Raw genomic sequence first — 24266 nt, 5'->3', positions numbered from 1 at the left:
CCGGCTCCCACAGGTGTTGCGTCGTGTCGTCAGATTTCGATGAGTGCGCCCAGTTCCCGCTCCAACTCCTGGGGATCGCCCAGGTTGAACTCGATCAATCGCCGCAGGCGTTCAATCGATTCCAGGCTGATGTGTTTGCAGACAAACCCGAGTTGATCATGGTCATCGTGGGTCAACATCACATCCATCTTGATCTCGACGTCTTCGTTAAGATGAATATCAACCAGGAAATGCCAGTCTGGATTACCCAGCCACGGCTCGGGCTTCTCGATAAGCAGCCCCTTGAGTGACAGGTCAATCAGCTTCACCGGCCAGATGAATTCCCCCTGGCTCAGCTCGGTTCGGGCATCGAACGCAATACGTTTGAAGCGGCGGCGATCAGCAGGGTGGTCACTCATGGCGCAATCCTCTGAATGTCCGCTGACTATAGACCCGCATTGTTAAAGCCTGCCAGCAAAGACAGGCTCTGGATCAATGTCGGGGTATGGCCTTTGTCGTCAGTAGCGCTAAACTCCGGATGGCTGTCTTTCTTGTCCACTCTGGCTGGAATCATAAAATGAAAAATAATAATAGCCTGCTACGCCACTTACCCTGGCTGCTGCTGGCAATCCTGGGAGCGTGCGCCCTGGGCGTAGTGGCATTGCGCCGAGGCGAGGCGATCAACGCCTTGTGGATTGTGGTCGCCGCCGTGGCCATTTATCTGGTCGCGTACCGCTACTACAGCCTGTTCATCGCTAATAATGTGATGCAACTCGATCCGCGTCGGGCTACCCCAGCCGTGCTCAACAATGACGGTCTGGACTACGTGCCGACCAACAAACACATCCTTTTCGGACACCACTTTGCGGCCATCGCTGGCGCAGGGCCTCTGGTCGGCCCGGTCTTGGCGGCGCAGATGGGCTACCTGCCCGGTACGCTGTGGCTGATTGCCGGCGTGGTGCTGGCCGGTGCGGTTCAGGACTTCATGGTCCTGTTCATGTCCACCCGCCGCAACGGTCGCTCCCTGGGCGACATGGTCCGTGAAGAAATGGGCCGCATCCCCGGGACCATCGCGCTGTTTGGCTGCTTCCTGATCATGATCATCATCCTCGCGGTGCTGGCGCTGATCGTGGTCAAGGCCCTGGCCGAAAGCCCGTGGGGTATTTTCACGGTGATGGCGACCATCCCGATCGCGATGTTCATGGGCATTTACATGCGCTACATCCGCCCGGGTCGCATCGGTGAGATCTCGGTGATCGGCGTGGCGTTGCTGCTGGGTTCGATCTGGCTGGGCGGGCAGATTGCCGCTGACCCGGTGTGGGCCAAGGCGTTCAGCTTTACCGGGGTCCAGATCACCTGGATGCTCATTGGCTACGGTTTTGTGGCGGCGGTGTTGCCGGTGTGGCTGATCCTCGCCCCTCGTGATTACCTGTCCACCTTCCTCAAAATCGGCACCATCGTTGCGCTGGCGATCGGCATTCTGATCACCATGCCCGAGCTGAAAATGCCGGCATTGACCCAGTTCATCGACGGCACCGGGCCGGTGTGGAAGGGCGGTCTGTTCCCGTTCCTGTTCATCACCATCGCCTGTGGCGCGGTGTCCGGTTTCCACGCACTGATCTCCTCCGGCACCACGCCGAAACTGCTCGATAACGAGGTTAACGCTCGTTACATCGGTTACGGCGGCATGCTGATGGAGTCCTTCGTGGCGATCATGGCAATGGTTGCCGCTTCAGTGATCGAGCCAGGCGTGTACTTCGCCATGAACAGCCCGGCGGCGGTCGTCGGTGGTGACGTGGTGGCTGTGGCACAAGTCGTCAGTGGCTGGGGTTTTGCGATTACCCCGGAAGCCCTGCAAGCGGTGGCCAAGGACATCGGTGAAACCACCATCCTGGCCCGTGCCGGTGGTGCGCCGACCCTGGCGGTCGGTATTGCGCAGATCCTGCACAGTGTGCTGCCGGGTGAAAACACTATGGCGTTCTGGTACCACTTCGCGATCCTGTTCGAAGCGCTGTTCATCCTGACCGCGGTCGACGCTGGCACCCGTGCCGGGCGTTTCATGCTGCAGGATTTGCTCGGTTCCTTTGTTCCGGCGCTGAAACGCACCGAATCCTGGACCGCCAACCTGATCGCCACCGCCGGTTGTGTTGCGATGTGGGGTTACCTGCTGTATCAAGGCGTGATCGATCCGCTGGGTGGCATCAACACCTTGTGGCCACTGTTCGGCATCTCCAACCAGATGCTGGCGGGTATCGCGCTGATGCTGGCAACCGTCGTGCTGATCAAAATGAAACGCCAACGCTACATCTGGGTGACCATGCTGCCAGCGGTTTGGCTGCTGATCTGCACCACCACCGCAGGCTTCATCAAGCTGTTCGACGCCAACCCGGCAATCGGCTTCCTGTCGCTGGCGAAGAAATACAGCGATGCGTTGGCCAATGGGCAGATTCTGGCCCCGGCCAAGAGCATCGAGCAGATGCAGCATGTAATCTACAACGCCTACACCAACGCAACGCTGACCGCGCTGTTCCTGTTCGTGGTGTTCAGCATCCTGTTCTATGCGCTCAAAGTCGGCATTGCCGCCTGGGGTACCAAAGAACGTACGGACAAAGAATCGCCGTTCCAGGCTCAGCCGGATGCGTAACCTGAGGATTGCACCATGTTCAATGACCTGAGTCGCCTCGGTAAATACCTCGGTCAGGCCGCGCGCCTGATGGTCGGCATGCCCGACTACGACAACTACGTCGAGCATATGCAAACCAAACACCCGGACAAACCGCTGATGAGCTACGAGATGTTCTTTCGCGAGCGTCAGGAAGCCCGTTACGGTGGCAAGGGTGGACCGAAGTGCTGTTGACCCGACAGCCAGGTTGATGCAATTCACTGTGGGAGCGGGCTTGCCCGCGATGACGTACTATCAGTCAGCATTATTGTTGAATGGTAAGTCGCTATCGCGGGCAAGCCCGCTCCCACATTTGTTTTGTGTTTATTTTTCAATTTTGTGAAAACAGGAGACTTGCGTTTGTCCTCTCCCATTCCAGTAACAATCCTCAGCGGCTTTCTCGGCGCGGGAAAGACCACGCTGCTGCGCTATCTGCTTAAAGCCGAGCACGGCCTGAAAATCGCTGTGATCGAAAACGAATTCAGTGACGCCGGTATCGACACTCAATTGTTGGGCGACGAGCCGGTGCAAGTGATGACGCTGTCCAACGGCTGCGTCTGTTGCACCATCCACACCGATTTGACCAAAGCGTTGTACCTGCTGCTCGAACGCCTGGACAGCGGCGAAATCGCCTTCGATCGTCTGGTCATCGAATGCACCGGTCTGGCTGACCCTGCCCCTGTAGCGCAAACCTTCTTCATCGACGAAGAGCTGCGCGAGCGCTACATCCTCGATGGCATCATCACCCTGGTCGACGCCAAACATGCTGAACATCACCTGACCCAGACCATCGCCCAGGCGCAGATCGGCTTTGCTGACCGCTTGCTGGTGAGCAAACGGGATCTGGTGGACGAGCCGACCTTCACCGCCCTCAGCGAGCGCCTGACCCGCATCAACCGCCGCGCACCGATTCGCCTGGTCGAGCACGGCAAGATCGACCTGGCTGAATTGCTCGACGTGCGCGGCTTCAACCTCAATGCCGACCTCGGTGGTGGCGTGAGTCTGCGTCCTGTGAGCAAGGCACCGTCCATCGACCGTATCTCCAGCCTGGTGTTGCGCACTGACAAGCCCCTGGATATCGACAAACTCAGTGAGTTCATGAACGAACTGCTGGAAGAACATGGTAAGCAACTGCTGCGCTACAAAGGTGTCTTGAACATCCTTGGCGAGCCGCGGCGCATGGTGTTTCAAGGCGTGTTGAAGTTGTATGGTTTCGACTGGGATACGGAATGGGCCGATGATGAAACACGCGAAAGCGTGATCGTGTTCATTGCCGATGATTTGCCGGAAGAGAAGATTCGCGAGGGATTTGCGCGGGTGGGGGCAGGTTGAAACGTCTGTAGGGTCAGTGTTGACGCCATCGCGGGCAAGCCCGCTCCCACAAGGTCAGCGGTGAACCTGTGGGAGCGGGCTTGCCCGCGATAGCGATTTAACCGGCAACACAACAATCCAGGCTGGGGATATCACCGGAATTCAGCAATATTCGCTCAAGATGATCCGAATGCCGGCTCATTAACATGATCGCCTTTGCAGCATCCCTACGCTCTACCGCATCGACAATTGTCAGATGCTCCTGCCACGCGCAACAAATGCGCGTCTTCTCGCCAGATCGCGCAATCGCCAGCGAGGTTAGCGGCACTAGACTGCCAAGAAAATGCGCCAACGGTGCGTTCCCCGCCATTTCGGCCAGTTGCAGGTGAAACTCCCCTGACAATCGAATAGCCGGACCACGCGCCGTGCATTGGCGTTCGCTGTCGATCAAGGCGCGCAGGCGTTTCAAGTCTTGCGCACGAGGTTGCTGGCAGGCCAGTCGGACCAGCGTGATTTCGGTCAGCCGTCGGGCATGCAGCGTCTGCCGAATCTGCTCGGCATCGGGCGCGGCGACTCGGGGGCGATGATGGGGGCGAAGGACAATGATCTGCTGATGAGACAGCTGCGTCAGCACGCCACGAATATCACTGCGTCGAGCGCTGAACCTCTGCGCCAGGCTGTCTTCAGTAAAACGACTGGCTGCATGGATGCGCTGTTCGAGAATAGCGTCGAAGATCCGTGAATACAGATCATCCGCTGGGGGTTTCCCGGTGTCGGTTCGGGAGAAGGGCAGGGCAGTGAATATCTGTGGTGAGGCGAAGCTGTTCATGGCCTGTCTCCAGTTCAAAGAGGGGGTCAACTGCCGAGGTGGTCGTCCGGGATGTTCAATTCGATGCCCATCCGTTGGCCTTCCCGAAGGATGTGCCGGCGCATCTCGGCGCTGGCCTGGGCGCTGTTCTTGCTGCGGATCGCTCGCACCACGGCTTCGTTTTCTTCAAGGCGTTCAGCCAGATGCTCCGGCGAATTGCGCAGCACGTCGGCGCTTTGCTTGAGGGCGTTGCTGGTCTGCTGCACCACGCTCTGGAAAATCGGGTTCGAGGTCAGGGCGAACAGCTCCTCGTGGAACGCGATGTAGGCGTTCACGCCGGCCTCGCTGTCGTTGGCCTCAAGGGCTTCGCGCATGTCCATCAGGGTCAGACGCAGCTGCCCGACTTCCTTGCTGCTGATGGACTGCGCCACCAGGCCGACGATGAACGGTTCGAGGGTGTAGCGCAGTTGCAGCACGTCTTCCAGGCTGGCCCCGGCTACCGCGCTGTCGTGGCTTTGGCTGTCGCTGAGACTGGCCTCCAGCACCACCACGCCTTTGCCCGGCATGGAACGCACCAGCCCGAGGGTTTCCAGCACGATGACCGCTTCGCGCAGGCTCGGGCGACTGATGCCTAATTGTTCGGCCAGTTCACGCTGGCCCGGCAACATTTCGCCGGAACGCCACTGACCACGGGCCAGAGCGGCCCGAAGTTTTTCTACCACTGAATTTACAACGGTTGACGAGGTAATCACGGTTCGCTCCATGAGCATCCATAACGATTGATGGCTGTGCCTGCCCTCGGGCAGGCACGACGATTATTCAAAATTCCTGCTGGTGCGCCGGGGCAACCGGTTTTCTCGGCTGGAAGGTATAACCCTGCTGGCCGGACAGCACCTTGTGTGCCCGTTGGATATCGATATCTTTTTCCCAGCGGGCGATGGCTACGGTGGCGACGCAGTTGCCGATCAGGTTGGTCAACGCCCGGCCGATGCCCATGAACCAGTCCACGGCCAATACAAGCACCAGGCCGACCACCGGAATCGCCGGGATCGCCGTCAGTGTCGCCGCGAGAATCACCAGCGCCGAGCCGGGAATTCCGTGGGCACCTTTGGAGGTGATCAGCGACACCAGCAGAATCGTCAGCAGGTCAGTCATGGCCAGCGGCGTGCCGGTGGCATTGGCGATGAACACGATGGCCAGGGTCAGATAGATCGAAAAACCATCAAGGTTGAACGAGTACCCGGTCGGAATCACCAGCCCGACCGTGGAGCTGCCGATGCCCAGATGCTCAAGCTTGCGCATGATTTGTGGCAGCACGGCGTCGGAAGAAGCGGTGCCCATGACAATCAGCAATTCTTCGCGCAGGTACTTGAGCAACGGCCACATCTTCAGGCCCGAAAGGCGCATCACCAGGCCGAGAATCAGTGCCACGAAGGCCACGCAGGTCATGTAGAAAAGACCGACCAGACTACCCAAATGCTGCAACGAATCCAGGCCATATTTGCTGGTGGTGAAGGCGATGGCGCCGAATACGCCGATCGGCGCCAGGCGCACGATCATGCCCATGATGCGGAAGATCACGTGGCTCAGCTCATTGATCAGCCGGGAAATACCCGACGCCGCTTCGCCCACCAGGTTCAGCGCACTGCCGAACAGCACCGAAAACAGCAGGACTTGCAGAATGTTGTTTTCCGCGAAGGCGCCGATCACCGAAGTCGGGATCAGATTCATCAGGAACTGGGTGGTGGTTTGCATGTGCTGACCGCGCTGGGCGATGTCGCCAATGTCGGCGGCGGAGAGCTGGTCCAGGTGAATGTTCGCACCGCTGCCGATGCCGGTCGTGAAGGCGAACACCAGGCCAATCACCAAGGCGATGGTGGTCAGTATTTCGAAGTAGATCACCGATTTCAGGCCGATGCGTCCGACCTTCTTCAAGTCGCCGGCACCGCTGATGCCGCTGACTACCACGCAGAACACGATCAGCCCGATGAGCATCTTGATCAGTTTGATGAAACCGTCGCCGAGAGGTTTGAGCTGGGCGGAATATTCGGGAAGGGCCAGCCCGCAGACGATGCCGAGCACCAGTCCGAGAACCACTTGAAGAAAGATTGAGCGCGAGCACCATCTGAGCATGGGAGGAGTCCTGGTCGGTGTCCTGGCTGCCGTGCGCCGGGCGCATCAGATTCAGGACTTAATTATTGTGGTCTTACCGGTATGTCCAGTGCAGGCGCAGTCTACGCTGGGTTTTTTCAGGATTACAAGTGGAAATAACAAAATTGGCATGACCGGTCTGACCGGTTGGGCTGATCTCGTTGATCTGTATGTTTTATGGCAGACGAAAAAAAACCGGCCATCACTGGCCGGTTTTTTCATTGCTGCGGTTTAGCGGGCAATTAAGCGCCGTATACCGGCAGTTTCTTGCAGATAGCCTTGACCTTCTCACGAACGGCGTCGATCACCGCTTCGTTGGAAAGATCTGCCAGGATGTCGCAGATCCAGCCGGCCAGTTCTTTGCACTCTGCTTCCTTGAAGCCGCGAGTGGTCACAGCCGGAGTACCAAAACGCAGACCGGAGGTGACGAACGGGGAGCGTGGATCGTTCGGTACCGAGTTCTTGTTCACGGTGATGAACGCTTTGCCCAGCGCGGCGTCGGCGTCTTTACCGGAGATTTCCTGCTTGATCAGCGACAGCAGGAACAGGTGGTTCTGAGTACCGCCCGATACCACGTCGAAACCGCGCTCGATGAACACGCCGGCCATGGCCTGGGCGTTTTTCACCACTTGTTGCTGGTAGGCCTTGAACTCAGGCTGCAGCGCTTCCTTGAAGCAGATCGCCTTGGCAGCGATGACGTGTTCCAGCGGGCCGCCTTGGGCGCCCGGGAATACCGCGGAGTTCAGCTTCTTCTCGATGTCGGCGTTGGCGCGAGCCAGGATCAGGCCGCCACGTGGACCGCGCAGGGTCTTGTGCGTGGTGGTGGTCACGACGTCAGCGAATGGAACCGGGTTCGGGTAGACGCCAGCGGCGACCAGACCGGCCACGTGAGCCATGTCGACGAACAGGTAAGCGCCAACTTTGTCAGCGATTTCGCGGAAACGCGGGAAGTCGAGGATCTGCGAGTAGGCAGAGAAACCGGCCACGATCATTTTTGGCTTGTGCTCAACCGCCAGACGCTCGACTTCGTCGTAGTCGATCAGGCCGTTGGCGTCGATGCCGTACTGAACAGCGTTGTACAGCTTGCCGGAGGACGAAACGCTGGCACCGTGGGTCAGGTGACCGCCGTGAGCCAGGCTCATGCCCAGGATGGTGTCGCCTGCTTGCAGCAGGGCCAGGTAAACGGCGCTGTTGGCTTGCGAACCGGCGTGCGGCTGAACGTTGGCGTAATCGGCGCCGAACAGCTCTTTGGCGCGGTCGATGGCCAGTTGTTCGACGATGTCGACGAACTCGCAACCGCCGTAGTAGCGCTTGCCCGGGTAACCTTCGGCGTACTTGTTGGTCAGTACCGAGCCTTGAGCTTCCATCACCGCAGGGCTGGTGTAGTTTTCCGAAGCGATCAGCTCAATGTGTTCTTCCTGGCGCTGAGCTTCTTGCTCCATGGCGGCAAAAAGGTCGGCGTCGAACTTGGCAATAGTCAAATCACGGCTGAACATGGCGGTCCTCAAGGATCGGGGCAGAAAAGGGAGGCATTCTAACCCAACCGCTTTTAGATGGCATATGAAAGGACATCATGTCGCAGACAAGTGGGCTTCATGACGGGATCAGCGGTGATCGTGCGGCCCTCATCGCGGGCAAGCCCGCTCCCACAGGGATCTTCAGTGGTCAAAAATCTTGGGTTCACCCAAAAAACTGTGGGAGCGGGCTTGCCCGCGATGGGGCCGTCCGCAGCACTCTGAAACTCAGTCGAACATGAACAACGCATCATTGCTGAATTGCGCTTCGAACCGGCTGGCCGGCATCGGACGGCCGAACAGATACCCCTGAACCTCATCGCAACCATGCTCACGCAGGAAGTCGAGCTGCTCGTGGGTTTCCACGCCCTCGGCGATCACCGCCAGATTGAGGCTGTGGGCCATGGCGATGATCGCCCGGGCAATTTGCGCATCCTGTTCACCCGAGGGCAGGCCATCGACGAAGGTGCGGTCGATTTTCAGCACGTCGATCGGGAATTGCTTGAGGTAGTTGAGCGATGAGTAGCCGGTGCCGAAGTCGTCGACCGCAATGCTCAGGCCGAGGTTTTTCAACCCGGCGAGAATCTGCATCGCCTCGCTGACTTCGCGCATCAGGATACTTTCAGTCAACTCCAGCTCCAGGCACGCCGGCGGCAGGCCGGTTTCCTTGAGAATGGTGGCGATCCGCGTGCCCAGTTGCCCGTCGGAGAACTGCCGGGCCGAGATATTCACCGAGACTTTCGGCACCCGCACCTTGGCCTGATGCCAGGTCTTGAGCTGACGGCAGGCTTCGCTGATCACCCAGTCGCCGACATCCACCACCAGCCCGAGCTCTTCGAGCACCGGAATGAAATCCCCCGGCGGCACCAGGCCGCGTCGCGGGTGGCGCCAGCGCAGCAGGGCTTCGGCGCCGGTCAGACGCTTGCCGTCGCCACTGAATTGCGGCTGGTAGTACAGCACAAATTCGTTTTGCTCCAGGGCATGGCGCAAGTCGCTTTCCAGCTCCAGACGCTCCAGGGCGCTGGCGTTCATGTCGGCCTGATAGAACTGGAAGTTGTTCTTGCCGCGCTCCTTGGCGTGGTACATCGCGGTGTCGGCGTTCTTCATCAGCTGACTGAGTTCGCTGCCGTCCTGAGGGCTCAGGGCGATGCCGATACTGGCGGTAACAAAGAACTCGCGGCCTTCCAGCACGAACGGTTTCACCAGGCTGGCGAGGATCTGTTCGGCCACGTGAATCGCCCGGTTCAGCGCGATCTCCCGGTTGACCCGCGGTTGCAGCAGCAGGGTGAATTCATCGCCGCCCATGCGCGCCACGGTGTCGTCATCGTCGACGCAGCCGAGCAGGCGCGTGGCCATTTCCTTGAGCATGCGGTCGCCGGCGGCATGGCCCAGGGAGTCGTTGATCGGCTTGAAACGGTCCAGGTCGAGGAACATCAGCACCACCCAGGACTTCTGCCGTTCGGCCGATTGCAGCGCGGTGTGCAGGCGATCCTGGAACAGCGTGCGGTTGGGCAGGTGGGTCAGGGCGTCGTAATAGGCGAGGCGGTGAATCCGTTGCTCACTGGCCTTGCGCTCGCTGATGTCGCTGAAGAAACACACGTAACTGGCCAGATCGCCTTCGTCGTCAAGCACCGCCGTAATCCCGACCCAGGCCGGGTAATGCTCGCCATTGCGGCGTTTGAGCCAGACTTCGCCTTCCCATGTGCTGTGTTGATGCAATTGCTTGAGCACATAGCGCAGATGGGCTTCCTGCTGCTCGTCGACAGTGAGCATGTTCGGCAACTGGTCGAGGACCTGGGCCACCGCATAGCCGCTGACGCGACTGAAAGCCTCGTTGGCCTGGACGATGTAGCCCGCCGGGTCAGTGATCAGAATCGCCGAGGTCGAGTGCTCGAATACCGTGGCCGCCATGCGCAGGTCTTTCTCGGCCCGACGTTGCTGGCTGATGTCGCGGCCAACCCCGAGCACGCCTTCGAAGGCGCCGTGTTCGTCCCAGACCAGTACCAGACGCAGCTCGATGGGGATCTTGCGTCCGTCGGCCCGCAGGCAGTCGAACAGAAACAGCTGGGTCTGCACCTGACTGCGCAGCAGCGCCAGTTGTTCGGGTTTATCCAGCGCTTTGCTGACCCGGTCCATCAGGCTGTAGATGCCGGTCAGTTGTTGCGGGTTGGCGATGGTCGATTGCCAGCCGTTCTGGAATATCCAGTCGGCGTCGAAGCCCAGCACGGCTTGCACCGAGGGGCTGACGTAGTTGAGCGACATCTTGCTGTCGGTGGAGAAAATCACGTCACTGATGCTTTCGGCGAGCATCCGGTAACGCTGCTCGCTGTCGCGCAGGGACTCACTGGCTTCGATTTGCTCGGTGATGTCCTTGGCCACGCCGATGATGCGCGTGACTTGATCGTGCTTGTCTCGCGCCAAGGCCTGTTCGCGAATGTCGAAACGCCGCCATTTGCCATCGCGATGGCGGAAGCGCAGCTGGCATTGCATCAGTTGGGTGTAACCGGCGTGACGTTGGGACTGGCGTGATCGGTGGTAGTAGTCGGCATCCTCGGGGTTCAAGAGGATTTCCCAGAAGTACTCGCCCATCTGGTGCAATTCGGTGCGGTTGTAACCCAGCGTTTGCCCCAGATGATGGTTGCTGAAGATCATCCGCTGGCTGATCACGTCCTGCACATACAGGTGATCCGGTACGGTGCGCACCACATCGGACCAGAACCCTTCACGCTCCAGCAGCGACAATTCGATGAGCTTGCGACTGGTGATGTCGCTGATGCTCAGGATCACCGCTTTATAGTCGGCCTGATCTTCCGGCAGGCGCAGCACCAGCCACAGGTGCTGATCACGGCCATTGGCATCCTGGAGCTTGATTTCCAGCTCAAGCTGTTTCTGCTGGTGGAGCACCGCCTCGAGCACTTGATTGCCGATGGCCGTGCAATTCAAGGGGCAGCCGTCGATCAGCAGTTTCCAGGCCTGCTCGCAGGAATCGACATTGAGCAGTTGCAGGGCGACCTGGTTGACCTCGGTGATATGCAGTTCCTGCAGCAGTTCCTGGCGTTGTTCCGGTGTCTCGAGCCAGGCCTTCAGCTGCCCGCTGCTGTTGAGTTGAGCATTGTCGAAAACACTTTTGAGCCCGGACAGGTCGAGCACACACAGCGCAACGCCGGTACCTTCGAAAATGTCCTGATAGCGTCGGCGGCCTTCATGCAGTTGGCGTTGACGGCGCCGAATGTTCAGCAGCGCAATGAACGGCAACAGGGAAAAGGCCAGGCCCAGCAGGCATTTGCCGATGAACGCCGGCAGCAGTTGTTCGAGCACCCGTTGGCGGTCGAACAGCCCGCGCAATTGCCAATCGCTGCTGCTCAGAGGGACTGTCAGCACGCTGTTGGCCAGTTCGTCGGCTGTCAGCATGGCCGGTTTGGCCGAGGGCTGGACGTCATCGCGGCTGATGATCTGATGATTGATGCGGTTTTCCACCAGCCACAGGGGGCGAATGCCGACGTCGCCCTGTTTGGTCAGTGAGGAGAAAAATGTCGGTGTCAGACGCAGGGCCCAATAACCGCGGCTGCTGCCACTGGCCTGATGCAGGAGCAGGTGCACCACCGAACCGTCGTCGGCATTGCTGAAATAGTGGGCTTGGGCGCGGCTGCGTTGAACCAGTTCGCTCAGGTAATGGGCGTCGGGGCTGTCGGCGGCACTGTCGCTGAGGATTTTTCCGGAGGGACTGAGCAGCGCCAGGCTGCGCAGGTCGGGCAGCGATTGCTGCAGTTTGCGCAGCAACGCCTGCTGTTCGTCGGCGCTTTGCGGTTGTTCGATGATCGGTAGCAGATTAAGGGCGATCTGGGCATTGAGCGCCATGTTAAGGCTGACTTGCGCAGCCAGATCGGCGGAGTAGTCGATGGTGTACTGGCGCTGGTTTTTCTGGGTTTCGCGAAGCTGATCCAGCAGCTGCCAGAACAGCAGTGCGAGCAGCAACAGCACGAGGGTCGCCAGCGCGCCCTTCAAGGTACCGCGCAGGGGCGAGCCGGTCGCAGGATTGAGTGCGCTCACGGACGATGGCGGAGAGACATTAGACAAACTGTAATCCTGCGGTTTGGCTGGACTGGCGCGACGTGCACTATAAGCCGGACGCCCGAAGGGCGGCTAGCATGCCTTGAGTTGTGGCTAAGTGCCAGTCCCACTCGGCTGGACTGCCTTCTATCAATAAGGTAGCTTTGCCGGTTACGCGGGAGCGTTCCAGCTCCTAGAATCAGGTTTTTTTCAGCGCGCACGCTTTGATACCCATCAAACGAACGACGCGCATGGCCTGGCCGGGCATCGCCTGCGCTCCAATCATTCATCAGTCACTGACCCAAGGTTCTCCATGGCTCAATACGTCTTCACCATGCATCGGCTGGGCAAAGTTGTTCCGCCGAAGCGGGAAATCCTGAAAAACATTTCGCTGTCGTTCTTCCCTGGCGCCAAAATCGGCGTACTCGGTCTCAACGGTTCGGGTAAATCCACGCTGCTGAAAATCATGGCTGGCGTCGATACCGAGTTCGACGGTGAAGCTCGTCCGATGCCGGACCTGAACATTGGCTACCTGCCGCAAGAACCGATCCTGGACCCGACCAAGACCGTTCGTGAAGTGGTCGAGGAAGCGGTCAGCGTGATCAAGGACGCTCAGGCGCGCCTGGACGAGGTTTACGCGGCCTACGCAGAACCGGATGCAGACTTTGACAAACTGGCCGCTGAACAGGCCAAGCTTGAATCCATCCTGCAAGCCAGTGACGGTCACAACCTGGATCGCCAACTGGAAGTCGCCGCCGATGCGCTGCGTCTGCCAGCGTGGGATGCCAAGGTCGAATTCCTGTCCGGTGGTGAAAAGCGTCGTGTGGCACTGTGCCGCCTGCTGTTGTCCGCACCGGACATGCTGCTGCTCGACGAACCGACCAACCACCTGGACGCCGATTCCGTCGCCTGGCTGGAGCACTTCCTGCACGATTTCCCGGGCACCGTGGTTGCGATCACGCACGACCGTTACTTCCTGGACAATGTTGCAGGCTGGATCCTCGAGCTCGACCGCGGCGCCGGTATCCCGTACGAGGGCAACTATTCGGGTTGGCTCGAAGCCAAGTCCGATCGTCTGGCGGCCGAATCCAAGCAGCAGTCGGCTCACGAAAAGGCCATGAAGGAAGAGCTGGAGTGGGTGCGCAAGGGCGCCAAGGCCCGCCAGTCCAAATCCAAGGCTCGTCTGCAACGCTTCGAAGAAATGCAATCGCAGGAATTCCAGAAGCGCAGCGAAACCAACGAGATCTACATCCCGGCCGGTCCGCGCCTGGGCGACAAGGTCATCGAGTTCAAGAACGTCAGCAAGGGCTACGGCGATCGCGTGCTGATCGACAACCTGTCGTTCTCCATGCCTAAAGGCGCCATCGTTGGCGTGATCGGCGGTAACGGTGCCGGTAAGTCGACCCTGTTCCGTATGCTGATGGGCAAGGAAACACCGGATTCGGGCAGCATCGAAGTCGGCGAAACCGTGCAACTGGCGTGCGTCGATCAGAGCCGTGAAGACCTGGATGGCAGCAAGACTGTGTTCCAGCAGATCTCCGACGGTTCCGATCAGATTCGCATCGGCAACTACGAGATCCCGTCGCGCACCTACGTTGGGCGCTTCAACTTCAAGGGTGGCGATCAGCAGAAATTCGTCAAGGACCTGTCCGGTGGTGAGCGTGGTCGCTTGCACTTGGCCCTGACCCTGAAAGAGGGCGGCAACGTCTTGCTGCTCGACGAACCGTCCAACGACCTCGACGTTGAAACCCTGCGCTCCCTGGAAGAAGCCTTGCTGGACTTCCCGGGCGCCGCCATTGTGATCTCTCACGATCGGTGGTTCCTTGACCGCGTCGCGACTCACATCCTGGCGTACGAAGACGACTCGCAAGCGGTGTTCTTCGAAGGCAACTACACCGAGTACGAAGCCGATCGCAAGAAGCGCCTCGGCGAAGCGGCTTCCCAGCCGCACCGCGTACGGCACAAAAAACTGGCCTGATTTCAGGTTGGTGGCATAAAAAACGGAGCCTTCGGGGCTCCGTTTTTTTATGGGTATTCAGTAAGACCGAGGCTTGCCCGCGAAGACGGTCTGAAGGTCACCCCGCCTCGATGGCCAACACCTCAATCACCAAATCCCCCGCCGGGCGTTTCCACAGCACTTCATCGCCCACCTGCGCCCCAAGCAACGCCCGCCCCAGCGGCGAGCTCCAATTGATCAAGCCATGGGCGGCATCCGCCTGGTCTTCTCCGACCAATTGCACGCGCTGCTCATGACCGTGCTCGTCGGCAAAGGTCACCCAGTTGCCGATCTGCACTTTATCGACCGAGGAGGCTTGCGCGACCACTTGGGCGCTTTGCAGGCGCTGCTTGAAGTAGCGCCAGTCGCGATCGAGATCGGCCTGGCGCTGTTTATCGGCCAGGTCGCCTTTGGCGCTTTCCTGATCAAGCAGGCTTTGCAGCTCGGCGACTTTTGTCTGAAGCTGCGCAAGACCGGCTGGCGTGACGTAATTGGGCTGCGCGCTGACCTGCCGTTCGACTGGCTGATCGGTTTGCGCAGCAGCGTTATCTTCATTGACGAAGGCGCGACTCATGCTGTTCTCCCGTTATAGGGTTTGGGCCATGGTCGCAGGCTTTAAGTTTCGACGAATGTCTGTAAACGACTTATTGCGAGCGATAGGCTCGCGCGGCGTCCCTGTCTTTCTGTTGTTGCCAGGCCCGTTCGCGCTCGTCCCAATGGCGGTCCTTATACTCGTTACGATCCTCGTTTTCACGCATGGCCTGGCACTGACGGAAGCCATCGGTCCAGCCTTCGGCGTATTGCTTGTCTTTGAGGTAGCGCGGGACATTCTTGCGAAACTCGCCAGTGATCGCCCCGGCGGCCTGCCGGCCACTGCTGCAACCGTCATCGAAGCCGTCGGCGAACGCCGGCGGATAACCCTTGGCGATCAGGTCCTCGTGGGTCGACTGGCACCCCGTGATCAATACCAACAACCCCACCACACCCACGCAACGCCACATCTCGGACTCCTGGACCGTTCAACGGCCTATAAGGGAAGTCTAGAAGCGGATTTGTCGGCTGGGAGTGAAAGAAAGGTCAAAAGATCAATAGTGATACCACTTCACCTCAAGCATCACTTCGTTTTCGGGCGAAGCCAGGTGGCTGAATTCGCGCTGGGCGCTGAGGCGCACGCCCAGATTGCGCGACAGTTCCCACTGCTGGTTCAGGCTCACGCTGCGGCGCACTTCGCCGTTGGTGAAGTAATCGCCCTTGGCTTCCAGGCTGAAGTTGCCCAGCGGGTTTTTCCATAGCAGGCCGCTGTTGAAGCCCGCGGCCGGTGCGATGAATTGCGCAAAGTCATTATTGTGCTCCACGCGCACGGTACCCAAGGCGAAACCGAGCATGTCGTCACCCAGTTGCCAGGTCCCGCCGCCACCGCCATTGACATGGCTGACCAGGGTTTCGTCATCATGCTTGCCCGGCACGCGCTCCAGGCCGCCGGTGACTTGCCACGACAGAGGTTGCAACAATTCATTGCGAGGCGTCAGTGAGCGGATGGTCGCCAGGTCCAGTTGCTGCAACTGCCAGTCATTGCCTTCGTATTGGCGCAGCTTCATTTGCAGAATTTCGATCTGCGCACCGAGGGGGAAGCTTTCCATGTTGTCATTGAGGTCGTGATAGGCCATGCGCAGGCCATATTCGCCAAAGGCCTTGTCGCCCCGGGTGCCGATGCCGGCCTGCCAGGTGCGGGATTCGTGACCGTCCTCGGGCAAGCCAGGTTGCGGAATTTCCAGCTCCGGGGGCGGGTTTTGATTGATTGCGCGCAGCAATTCGAAACTGCGTTGGGCCCGTTGCGGGTCACGTTCCTGGCCATTGGCGCGATAACGCTCCAGACGATAAGCCCCATCGATGATCAACGCCTGACGGTCGCGAGGTTGAGCCTTGAACGCCGGGGTCTGCAATTGCTTCTGATCGGCGCTGACTTTCAGCACCCACTCCTGCTCTTCGGAGGTTAATGGCTCGGCACGGCTTAGCAGTTCACGCTCACGGGACGGGCGATACTCGATCGACTCCACCAGCCCGGCTTCTTTCACCGCTTTGACCGTGTCGGTGGGGATGGCCGTCAACGGGAATTGCTCGGTCAACTGCAGGCTCGGCCGTGCCACTTGCAACAGCTCAAGCAGGCGGTAGGAGCAGTTTTCGTCGAAGAAGAAGTAGTCGAACTGGATCTGCTTGAGCTCCCAGACGTGTTCGACCATGCGCTCGGTTTCCTGCTGGGTCAGGTTCAGGCGGTATTCCCACAGGTCGCGGTTCTCGAGGCTGCGGTATTCCGAGAGTTTTTCCTGATACGGCACCAGCGCAAACAGCCCGGGATAACCGCCCATCAAGCCTTTCCAGGCGTACAGAATGCTGTTGTCCGAACCTTCGATGTAGGCACCGAAGTTGATCGCGTAGCTGAGCAGCGACGTCTTGTCGCTCTGCACATTGGCCTGATCGATGCGCAGCAAGGTGTGGCCAAACATCGACGATGGGCTGTTCAGGTAGGCCGCCGGGAAAATCATCACCGCGCTGTGGGGCGCAACATCCTTGAACCATTGCTTGAACTCGGCACAGTCCGGCGTCGGCAGGTCGCTCAGCGCAAGTTGCGCCTTGAGCCAGCGGGTGCGGGCCGGATAGACGCATTGGGCATGCTGCTCACCGGCACTGGCCGGGGCATACAGTGCCTGCACGGTCGCCGCCAGTTCATGGTCGGGGTGTTCGTTGCCATCGGGGGCGAGAAAGAATTTCTTGTCGCTGACATAGCTGCGCCAGCCACCGAGCTTGGCGGCTTCGTAATGACCCAGAGAAATCCAGAAGGGGTCGTTGGCCAGTTGCTGCAAACGTTGATTGTCGATGTGTGGCGCGGCAAACAATGGGGCGCAGACACAGAGCGCCAGCCAGGCAAGGCGTTTGAGCATAGTGGGCAACTTAGCTTTTCGAAAAAAAGAGATCGGGGAAAAGACCCAAAGCACGACAGGTCAAAAAAATAAAACCCGCTCCCCAAAAGGAGCGGGATGGATCGAGCTTAAGCTTGAGTGGCGTACTTGGCCAGACGAGGGTCGCTTTTCAGTACGGCCAGGGTGTTGGTATGCACGTCATCAGCGGTCACGTCAGCTTTGCTGAAGATCTGCTGGAAGTGCTGATGAGTCACCGCGGCGAAGTGCGCACGGTCTTCCGGCGCCACGCCCAGTACCACGGCGTAAGTGGTCAGCGCTTCGCCCTGACCTTTAGCCATGTCTTCGGACAGCTCGTTCATCATGCCATTCATGGCGATCCAGGATTTGCCGCCATAGGTCAGCGACGCATTGGTCGAGCAACCGTTGGTACCAGAGGTCATACCGAACGTTGCGTTACCGGAAGTGCCGTTGGTGGTGGATGCCAGGAAGTGTGCCGGGGTGCCACGCTGACCTTCGAACAGCATGTTGCCCCAACCACAGTCCGGACCGCCTGGCGCCTGAGCCATGGCGTTGATGGATACAGCGGTGAAGAGAGTACCGAGAAGAATCCGTTTCATAGCTATGTTCTCTTTGTGTGCATACCAATGGACAGGGTGCTGGCCCCTAATGGTGCCAGTGGGCCGGTTATTCGTTCCAGCCGCGCAGTTTGGAGTTTAGGCATGTTCCGGGGGTTCCGTTACTTTTTGCGAAACATTCGTTGAAAACCCTGATTTTGAGCCGCTCGGCCCAAGGCTGAGGATTTGTCTGAGCTTTGGCTTGAGGCGCGCCTTGCCAGTGAGGTGCGGGCAGCGCCAGAATGCCGCTATCTGCCCCGCCTGATGTAAGGAAGCCCGATGCCTGATCCTGTTGCTGCCAGCTTGCGTCTAGCGCCTGAAGCGCTGACCCGTCCGTTTTCCGCTGAACAGTTCAGCTTCTCTACCACCAATGATCTGGAGCCCTTCCGCGGTGTGCTTGGCCAGGAACGTGCGGTCGAAGCCTTGCAGTTCGGTGTGGCCATGCCACGCCCCGGTTACAACGTATTCGTCATGGGCGAGCCCGGCACCGGCCGGTTTTCGTTCGTCAAACGCTATCTCAAGGCCGAAGGCAAACGCCTGCAGACCCCGGCGGATTGGGTCTATGTCAATAATTTCGATGAACCGCGCGAGCCTCGCGCCCTGGAATTACCTTCGGGCACCGCTGGTGCTTTCATCGGTGACATCAACGGTTTGATCGACAATCTGCTGGCGACCTTTCCGGCGGTGTTCGAGCACCCGTCCTATCAGCAGAAGAAAAGCGCCATCGACCGGGCTTTCAATCAGCGTTATGACCGTGCACTGGATGTGATCGAGCGTCTGGCGCTGGAGAAAGAGGTCGCGCTCTACCGCGACAGCAGCAACATCGCCTTCACCCCGATGAGCGAAGGCAAGGCGCTGGATGAGGCGGAATTCGCCCAGTTGCCGGAAGCCGAGCGCGAACGTTTTCATGACGATATTTCCGGGCTGGAAGAGCGGCTGAACGAAGAGCTTGCCAGCCTGCCGCAATGGAAGCGTGAGTCGAGCAATCAACTGCGTCAGCTCAACGAAGAAACCATCACCCTGGCCTTGCAGCCATTGCTCGCGCCGCTGTCGGAAAAGTACGCGGAAAACGCAGGGGTTTGCGGTTACCTGCAAGCAATGCAGGTGTACCTGCTCAAAACAGTGGTCGAGCAACTGGTGGACGACAGCAAGACCGACGCCATCGCCCGCAAATTGCTTGAAGAGCAATACGCCCCGAGCCTGGTGGTCGGGCATCCGCACAGCGGCGGTGCGCCAGTGGTGTTCGAGCCGCACCCGACCTACGACAATCTGTTTGGCCGTATTGAATACAGCACCGATCAGGGCGCGCTTTACACCACCTATCGGCAGCTGCGACCGGGTGCGCTGCACCGGGCCAATGGCGGTTTCCTGATTCTCGAAGCGGAAAAAATGCTCAGCGAGCCTTTTGTCTGGGATGCACTCAAACGCGCCCTGCAATCGCGCAAGCTGAAAATGGAATCGCCTCTGGGTGAGTTGGGCCGTCTGGCCACCGTGACGCTGACACCGCAACACATTCCGTTGCAGGTCAAAGTCGTCATCATCGGCGCCCGGCAGCTCTACTACACGCTGCAAGACCTCGATCCGGACTTCCAGGAGATGTTCCGTGTCCTGGTGGATTTCGACGAAGACATCCCGATGGTCGATGAGAGCCTGGAGCAGTTCGCTCAGTTGCTCAAAACCCGTACCTCGGAAGAAGGCATGGCGCCGCTGACCGCCGATGCGGTGGCGCGTCTGGCGACTTACAGCGCGCGTCTGGCCGAGCACCAGGGGCGTTTGTCGGCGCGGATCGGCGATCTGTTCCAACTGGTGAGCGAGGCGGATTTCATTCGCGACCTGGCGGGTGACGACATGACCGACGCCGGGCACATCGAGCGTGCGCTCAAAGCCAAGGCGACCCGTACCGGGCGCGTTTCGGCGCGGATTCTCGATGACATGCTGGCGGGGATCATTCTGATCGACACCGATGGCGCGGCCGTTGGCAAGTGCAACGGGCTGACGGTGCTGGAAGTCGGTGATTCAGCCTTCGGGGTACCGGCGCGGATTTCCGCTACGGTTTATCCGGGCGGCAGCGGCATCGTCGACATCGAGCGCGAGGTCAACCTCGGCCAGCCGATTCACTCCAAGGGCGTGATGATCCTCACCGGGTATCTGGGCAGCCGTTATGCCCAGGAATTCCCGCTGGCGATTTCCGCTAGCATCGCCCTGGAGCAGTCCTACGGTTATGTCGACGGCGACAGCGCGTCCCTGGGTGAAGCTTGTACGCTGATCTCGGCCTTGTCGAAAACCCCGCTCAAGCAGTGCTTTGCGATTACCGGTTCGATCAACCAGTTCGGTGAAGTGCAGGCGGTGGGTGGGGTCAACGAGAAGATCGAAGGTTTCTTCCGACTCTGCGAAGCTCGTGGCCTGACCGGTGAGCAAGGGGCGATCATTCCTCACGCCAACGTCGCCACGCTGATGCTCGACGAGAAGGTGCTGGCGGCGGTGCGGGCGGGGCAGTTTCATGTCTACGCAGTGCGCCAGGCCGACGAAGCCCTGAGCCTGTTGGTCGGCGAGCCGGCCGGTGCGCCGAATGAGAATGGCGAATTCCCTGAAGGCAGCATCAATGCACGGGTGGTGGAGCGCTTGCGGGTGATCGCGGAAATGATCAGCGAGGAAGACCTCAAGGAAGCCGAAAAGGAGATGGCGCAGGAAGCCATGCTGGAAATCAAACCGGCTTGATGTGAAGCAAAAGATCGCAGCCTTCGGCAGCTCCTACAGGGAAAACGCGTTCGGCGTAGGCGTTGCCGCAGGCTGCGATTTTTTCAGCTAGCCTCAATCCGTGGGGTCAGGGTTTCGCCACAATTCTGGCGTCAATATTCACGCAGTGACCACTCGGCACCTTCTGGTCTCGGTTCGCGTGCGAACCAGACTTTTCTTCTATTATCTGCTCAAGGATATCGACAGTAATCACTGGATCGAGACAGCCTTCCCGTGGAGGCTGAAGACCGGATCTACCGAGGGTCGCCGCCATGTCGCGCAACCTCTGCCTCACCCGTCAATGCCTGGGCCTTGTGACCCGTATCGAATGTGCTATCCGCCCGCTGGCGGGAGATACGGGCATGTGGACCTTGCTCTTCGCCGCCGGAATGGCCGGCGAGCAACCTTCTGCCATCAAGGCCCAAGGCCCGTTCCGTGGGCCGGTCGTGGCTGAATCGATCCTCGACACCATCGTTGAAAGTCTGACCTTGCATGGCTATGAGCTGGCCGACGACCCGCAAATCTGGTGTCTGCATCTGCAAGCCCAGTTGCGAGAGATCAATGGTGGTCGTTACCGCAACCTTAGCGGTCCCGAGTTTCGGCCCGAGCACTGAACAGACTATTGATCAAGGTTGTCTGGCTCAGCCTTGTCGAGTTTGACCTCAAACCCATATTGCACGGTGGTGAGGTTGGTTCGCTGATAAGTTTCCAGACGTGTGGGCTGGCCATAGAAGTAATGCACTGCAAATAACGCCGGGCCTTGCGCGCTCGCGTCGTGAATGACCGAAAGAATCTCCTTCAAATAGTTGCCGCTGTCGTCCTTGGCGAAAAAGCGCCAGTCCTGGGCGGGAAACAGCTTCAGATCAACCACCAACGCATTCCCTTTGAACTCCAGGCCTTTGGGCAGCTGGCGGGCGTCGTACGTTTGCTGGTCGATAGTCGCCAGGAAGTGCGGCATGGAACCCACAACGTAGGCAGGGGTTTCTGGAAACAGGTTCAGATCATAGGTGATGTCGCCGCGTATCGGATCGACCTGATACGCCTCCGGCGGCAGCTCGATCGGCCCATCGCGCTGGCCATTGCAGTCTTGGGTAAAGAACGTCACCGGGCTTTCACCGGGATTGAAGGAGGTTCCGAGCAGTTCGTCATTGAAGCTTCTGGGATGATTGAATTCGATGCGCGCGGCACTCGGGTCATCCACCGACTGACTGATGCTGATGCTCTTTTTCAGTTGCTCCTCGCTCAGCGTTGCGCCTTTGAGCCAGGTCGCGGCCAGGTCGTCATACACCACCACCGGCAAGGTCAGTGGCTGGATGGTTTTTTCCGTGGTGTGCGGGTCGAAGCGGCGTATTGGCAGGTCCAGTTCCTTGTGGGTCACCGTGACTGCCGAGAAGTCCAGGAGGCTGACTTCGACGGTGTCGATCGGCCCGTTGAAGTACACCTTGGTGTAATGCCGGGTTTGTTGCTTTTCGAACGCGCGCTGCTCCTCATCAAGCTGTTTTTCGAACGCTTCGCTCCAGGCCTTCTGTTGTTGCATTTTCGCCAATTGTTTTTGATAAAACTCAATTTGCGCGGCGGTTTCGTTGATTGCGCCTGAGCGCGAGAGGAATTGCCCGGTGGCGTCCCTGGCCTGAACGATCAGTGGGTTGAGTGATATCTCCCGTACCTCGGGGGCCAACGGCGCGCTGTTACTGAATTCGATTTCGGCGTAGTTATTGGCCAGTTTCAATAAGGTGACACTGAGATTGTCGTTAGTGCGAGTCTGGCCGACGTCCTTTTTCGTCAGATCGAAGCTGTAGAGCCGGCGCGGGGTGATGACTTCCACCTTGCCTTGCAGGCTCACCGGTTGTGGTTGGCTCTTCTTGTCCACATCCAGGCCTTCGATAAAGGGATAGGTCACCGTCAAATCATCGGGGTTGGTCAGGTTGGAGCTCGAGGGGCTCAACTGAATGCCGGGATCGGTTTCCGACCATTCCGGCTGGAAAGCGATGACGCGCTTGTTGCTCAGGGTCACCGATTGCCATTCCAGGCCATGAGGAAAAAGGAACGCACCCGGAATGTTGAAATTGAAGGGGAATACCGGTTGCAGGTCGGTCAGGTAATCCGAACTGGACTCCTTGTGCAGCACGAACAGACCGTTGATGTAGGTGTCGACCAGCGCTTGGGGCGTGGGGTAGTGCTTGAGCACGGCGAGGGCGTCTTCGCCGTATTCGGTGACCACTGGTTTGGTGTCGAGCTTGAGTTGCGCGCGCTCGAGTAACAACAGCGAACCGCCGAGCTCGGCCACGGCATCCTTGAGTTTGGGGTCCTCGATCGTTTCCAGGGATTGTTCGAACTGTGCGATTTTTTCTTCGAGGCTGACCTGACGTTTCTCATCGCTGGGTGAACAACCTCCGAGCAGCAACGTGAGGCAAAGTCCGGCACTCGTTAACGGCAATCGCACATCCATTTCCAGTCTTCCTGTCCGACGTCGCTGACCTGTCAATCATCTGGACACTAGCAGAAAAACTTTGTCACACACACGCAGGTTGCGGATTTTCCGACGGTTTCTGGGTGTAACAGGTGGCTGTTATACTCGCCGCCATTTCCAGCCCCTTGTGTGAGATTCAATGGAACGCTTTATCGAAAATGCAATGTACGCCTCCCGCTGGTTACTGGCGCCGATCTATTTCGGTTTGTCCCTGGGCTTGCTGGCGTTGGCACTGAAATTCTTCCAGGAAGTCTTCCACGTCATTCCTAACGTGTTCTCGATGGCCGAGTCGGATCTGATTCTGGTACTGCTGTCGCTGATCGACATGGCGCTGGTGGGCGGCCTGCTGGTGATGGTGATGATCTCCGGTTACGAGAACTTCGTTTCTCAGCTGGATATCGACGACAGCAAGGAAAAGCTCAACTGGCTGGGCACCATGGATTCGTCTTCGTTGAAGATGAAGGTCGCGGCTTCCATCGTGGCGATTTCGTCCATCCACCTGCTACGGATCTTCATGGACGCCAAGAACGTCGATCCCGAGCATTTGAAGTGGTACGTGGTCATTCACATGACCTTCGTGGTGTCGGCGTTTGCCATGGGCTATCTGGACAAGCTGACCAAGCACTGATCTGCACAATCCCTGTAGGAGCGGTGTGAAACAGACGGGCGGTGTCGTGGGTGGCTTGTGCTTTGGCGCGTCGAGGCATATCCATGTAAGGATCCTGGCTCGCCACTGCCTGAGGTGCGCACATGAACCTGCAAGAGTTGAATGCGTATGCCGTCGCCGGAAAAATCGATGAATTGAACCTGATTTCGATGGAAGGGGTGTTCTACGTGCTGGAGGCGCGGATCAGTGGCGCGGCGCATCCATTGCGCGATGCCCATGGCGAGGTATTGCATCTGCGCTCGGTGGAGCATGCGCGTGAGGTGCTTCATGCCTTTCCCAAGTTGTCGTTCAACATTGTGCATACCTCGGTTCAAGACGAAATGTGTGGAGCCAGCACCGAGGAAAGCCTGAAAGTACCGATCACCTTCCGCTCTGTGTAACAGCGGCTGA

Annotated in this window: 20 protein-coding genes; 9 read left to right on the top strand and 11 right to left on the bottom strand. The window is 58.9% G+C overall.

All coding sequences use genetic code 11. The features are described from left to right. Positions 1–29 precede the first annotated feature (29 nt). Positions 30–398 carry a PilZ domain-containing protein gene (locus PSH97_RS24155; RefSeq protein WP_305446979.1) on the bottom strand — a complete coding sequence of 123 codons (369 nt, stop codon included), beginning with the start codon at positions 396–398 and terminating at the stop codon, positions 30–32. Between the two features lie 158 nt (positions 399–556). Here PSH97_RS24155 and PSH97_RS24150 point away from each other — a divergent pair, with 158 nt between their 5' ends. The 3 genes from PSH97_RS24150 (at position 557) to yjiA (ending at position 3973) form a co-directional block, all read left to right on the top strand. Beyond that, on the top strand, positions 557–2623 hold the full coding sequence (locus tag PSH97_RS24150; protein ID WP_305446978.1) for a carbon starvation CstA family protein: 2067 nt from the start codon (positions 557–559) through the stop codon (positions 2621–2623). 15 nt (positions 2624–2638) lie between these two features. Then, a complete protein-coding gene (locus tag PSH97_RS24145) occupies positions 2639–2836 on the top strand; it encodes a YbdD/YjiX family protein (RefSeq protein WP_048396475.1) in 198 nt (65 codons plus the stop codon). Positions 2837–3001: 165 nt separating this feature from the next. Next, the gene (gene yjiA, locus PSH97_RS24140; RefSeq protein ID WP_305446977.1) at positions 3002–3973 is read left to right on the top strand and encodes a GTPase; all 972 of its coding nucleotides are present in this window, start codon (positions 3002–3004) and stop codon (positions 3971–3973) included. Positions 3974–4070: 97 nt separating this feature from the next. On the opposite strand, the gene PSH97_RS24135 is transcribed toward yjiA, so the two are convergent. The 3 genes from PSH97_RS24135 to PSH97_RS24125 form a co-directional block, all read right to left on the bottom strand. Continuing rightward, positions 4071–4781, bottom strand: a complete 711-nt coding sequence (locus PSH97_RS24135; RefSeq protein WP_305446976.1) for a GntR family transcriptional regulator — start codon at positions 4779–4781, stop codon at positions 4071–4073. A gap of 26 nt (positions 4782–4807) precedes the next feature. Further along, positions 4808–5512: a FadR/GntR family transcriptional regulator gene (locus tag PSH97_RS24130; RefSeq protein ID WP_305446975.1), complete on the bottom strand. Its 705-nt coding sequence runs from the start codon at positions 5510–5512 to the stop codon at positions 4808–4810. Positions 5513–5579: 67 nt separating this feature from the next. After that, positions 5580–6893: a C4-dicarboxylate transporter DctA gene (locus tag PSH97_RS24125; protein ID WP_305446974.1), complete on the bottom strand. Its 1314-nt coding sequence runs from the start codon at positions 6891–6893 to the stop codon at positions 5580–5582. Here PSH97_RS24125 and PSH97_RS24120 point away from each other — a divergent pair. Continuing rightward, positions 6892–7146 carry a hypothetical protein gene (locus PSH97_RS24120; RefSeq protein WP_305446973.1) on the top strand — a complete coding sequence of 85 codons (255 nt, stop codon included), beginning with the start codon at positions 6892–6894 and terminating at the stop codon, positions 7144–7146. The two genes, PSH97_RS24125 and PSH97_RS24120, sit on opposite strands and share 2 nt — an antisense overlap. 7 nt (positions 7147–7153) lie before the next feature. On the opposite strand, the gene glyA is transcribed toward PSH97_RS24120, so the two are convergent. Together glyA and PSH97_RS24110 are read right to left on the bottom strand one after the other, a co-directional pair. Continuing rightward, entirely contained in the window at positions 7154–8407 is a 1254-nt protein-coding gene (gene glyA, locus PSH97_RS24115; RefSeq protein ID WP_305446972.1) for a serine hydroxymethyltransferase, read from the bottom strand. Between the two features lie 246 nt (positions 8408–8653). Continuing rightward, positions 8654–12502 carry a sensor domain-containing protein gene (locus PSH97_RS24110; protein WP_305446971.1) on the bottom strand — a complete coding sequence of 1283 codons (3849 nt, stop codon included), beginning with the start codon at positions 12500–12502 and terminating at the stop codon, positions 8654–8656. 286 nt (positions 12503–12788) lie between these two features. On the opposite strand from PSH97_RS24110, the gene ettA reads away from it, so the two are divergent. Further along, positions 12789–14453 carry an energy-dependent translational throttle protein EttA gene (gene ettA, locus PSH97_RS24105; protein ID WP_123721386.1) on the top strand — a complete coding sequence of 555 codons (1665 nt, stop codon included), beginning with the start codon at positions 12789–12791 and terminating at the stop codon, positions 14451–14453. Between the two features lie 97 nt (positions 14454–14550). Here ettA and PSH97_RS24100 read toward each other — a convergent pair whose 3' ends face one another. The 4 genes from PSH97_RS24100 to PSH97_RS24085 all read right to left on the bottom strand — a co-directional run bounded on the left by PSH97_RS24100 (position 14551) and on the right by PSH97_RS24085 (position 18006). Next, complete coding sequence (locus PSH97_RS24100; protein WP_305446970.1) at positions 14551–15045, bottom strand: GreA/GreB family elongation factor; 495 nt, start codon at positions 15043–15045, stop codon at positions 14551–14553. Between the two features lie 70 nt (positions 15046–15115). Then, a complete protein-coding gene (locus PSH97_RS24095; RefSeq protein ID WP_305446969.1) occupies positions 15116–15472 on the bottom strand; it encodes a hypothetical protein in 357 nt (118 codons plus the stop codon). An 84-nt stretch (positions 15473–15556) separates the two neighbouring features. Beyond that, the gene (locus tag PSH97_RS24090) at positions 15557–17410 is read right to left on the bottom strand and encodes an Lnb N-terminal periplasmic domain-containing protein (RefSeq protein WP_305446968.1); all 1854 of its coding nucleotides are present in this window, start codon (positions 17408–17410) and stop codon (positions 15557–15559) included. Positions 17411–17517: 107 nt separating this feature from the next. Continuing rightward, positions 17518–18006, bottom strand: a complete 489-nt coding sequence (locus PSH97_RS24085) for a DUF3015 domain-containing protein (protein ID WP_007901840.1) — start codon at positions 18004–18006, stop codon at positions 17518–17520. A 276-nt stretch (positions 18007–18282) separates the two neighbouring features. Between PSH97_RS24085 and PSH97_RS24080 the strand changes: the two genes are divergently transcribed. Both PSH97_RS24080 and PSH97_RS24075 read left to right on the top strand, forming a co-directional pair. After that, positions 18283–20721, top strand: coding sequence for a Lon protease family protein (locus PSH97_RS24080; protein WP_305446967.1), 2439 nt, complete (start codon positions 18283–18285; stop codon positions 20719–20721). A 290-nt stretch (positions 20722–21011) separates the two neighbouring features. Continuing rightward, positions 21012–21353, top strand: a complete 342-nt coding sequence (locus PSH97_RS24075; RefSeq protein ID WP_007901845.1) for a PA4575 family protein — start codon at positions 21012–21014, stop codon at positions 21351–21353. A gap of 5 nt (positions 21354–21358) precedes the next feature. On the opposite strand, the gene PSH97_RS24070 is transcribed toward PSH97_RS24075, so the two are convergent. Continuing rightward, entirely contained in the window at positions 21359–23188 is a 1830-nt protein-coding gene (locus PSH97_RS24070; protein WP_305446966.1) for a hypothetical protein, read from the bottom strand. Between the two features lie 160 nt (positions 23189–23348). Here PSH97_RS24070 and PSH97_RS24065 point away from each other — a divergent pair, with 160 nt between their 5' ends. Together PSH97_RS24065 and PSH97_RS24060 are read left to right on the top strand one after the other, a co-directional pair. Beyond that, the gene (locus tag PSH97_RS24065) at positions 23349–23837 is read left to right on the top strand and encodes a TIGR00645 family protein (protein ID WP_007901849.1); all 489 of its coding nucleotides are present in this window, start codon (positions 23349–23351) and stop codon (positions 23835–23837) included. Positions 23838–23959: 122 nt separating this feature from the next. After that, positions 23960–24256 (top strand): DUF6482 family protein, encoded by a 297-nt coding sequence (locus tag PSH97_RS24060; RefSeq protein ID WP_305446965.1) that lies wholly within the window; start codon positions 23960–23962, stop codon positions 24254–24256. Positions 24257–24266 lie beyond the last annotated feature (10 nt).

Source organism: Pseudomonas cucumis (assembly GCF_030687935.1).
Classification (GTDB): Bacteria; Pseudomonadota; Gammaproteobacteria; order Pseudomonadales; family Pseudomonadaceae; genus Aquipseudomonas; species Aquipseudomonas cucumis.
The sequence above is the reverse complement of the archived record's forward strand: the minus strand, read 5'-3'. Positions and strand labels throughout refer to the sequence as shown.

Coding starts and splice junctions, on each gene's coding strand:
- PSH97_RS24155 (WP_305446979.1), bottom strand. CDS start 398: ATGAGTGACCACCCTGCTGATCGCCGCCGCTTCAAACGTATTGCGTTC.
- PSH97_RS24150 (WP_305446978.1), top strand. CDS start 557: ATGAAAAATAATAATAGCCTGCTACGCCACTTACCCTGGCTGCTGCTG.
- PSH97_RS24145 (WP_048396475.1), top strand. CDS start 2,639: ATGTTCAATGACCTGAGTCGCCTCGGTAAATACCTCGGTCAGGCCGCG.
- PSH97_RS24135 (WP_305446976.1), bottom strand. CDS start 4,781: ATGAACAGCTTCGCCTCACCACAGATATTCACTGCCCTGCCCTTCTCC.
- PSH97_RS24120 (WP_305446973.1), top strand. CDS start 6,892: ATGGGAGGAGTCCTGGTCGGTGTCCTGGCTGCCGTGCGCCGGGCGCAT.
- PSH97_RS24125 (WP_305446974.1), bottom strand. CDS start 6,893: ATGCTCAGATGGTGCTCGCGCTCAATCTTTCTTCAAGTGGTTCTCGGA.
- glyA (WP_305446972.1), bottom strand. CDS start 8,407: ATGTTCAGCCGTGATTTGACTATTGCCAAGTTCGACGCCGACCTTTTT.
- ettA (WP_123721386.1), top strand. CDS start 12,789: ATGGCTCAATACGTCTTCACCATGCATCGGCTGGGCAAAGTTGTTCCG.
- PSH97_RS24100 (WP_305446970.1), bottom strand. CDS start 15,045: ATGAGTCGCGCCTTCGTCAATGAAGATAACGCTGCTGCGCAAACCGAT.
- PSH97_RS24095 (WP_305446969.1), bottom strand. CDS start 15,472: ATGTGGCGTTGCGTGGGTGTGGTGGGGTTGTTGGTATTGATCACGGGG.
- PSH97_RS24090 (WP_305446968.1), bottom strand. CDS start 17,410: ATGCTCAAACGCCTTGCCTGGCTGGCGCTCTGTGTCTGCGCCCCATTG.
- PSH97_RS24085 (WP_007901840.1), bottom strand. CDS start 18,006: ATGAAACGGATTCTTCTCGGTACTCTCTTCACCGCTGTATCCATCAAC.
- PSH97_RS24080 (WP_305446967.1), top strand. CDS start 18,283: ATGCCTGATCCTGTTGCTGCCAGCTTGCGTCTAGCGCCTGAAGCGCTG.
- PSH97_RS24075 (WP_007901845.1), top strand. CDS start 21,012: ATGTCGCGCAACCTCTGCCTCACCCGTCAATGCCTGGGCCTTGTGACC.
- PSH97_RS24070 (WP_305446966.1), bottom strand. CDS start 23,188: ATGGATGTGCGATTGCCGTTAACGAGTGCCGGACTTTGCCTCACGTTG.
- PSH97_RS24065 (WP_007901849.1), top strand. CDS start 23,349: ATGGAACGCTTTATCGAAAATGCAATGTACGCCTCCCGCTGGTTACTG.
- PSH97_RS24060 (WP_305446965.1), top strand. CDS start 23,960: ATGAACCTGCAAGAGTTGAATGCGTATGCCGTCGCCGGAAAAATCGAT.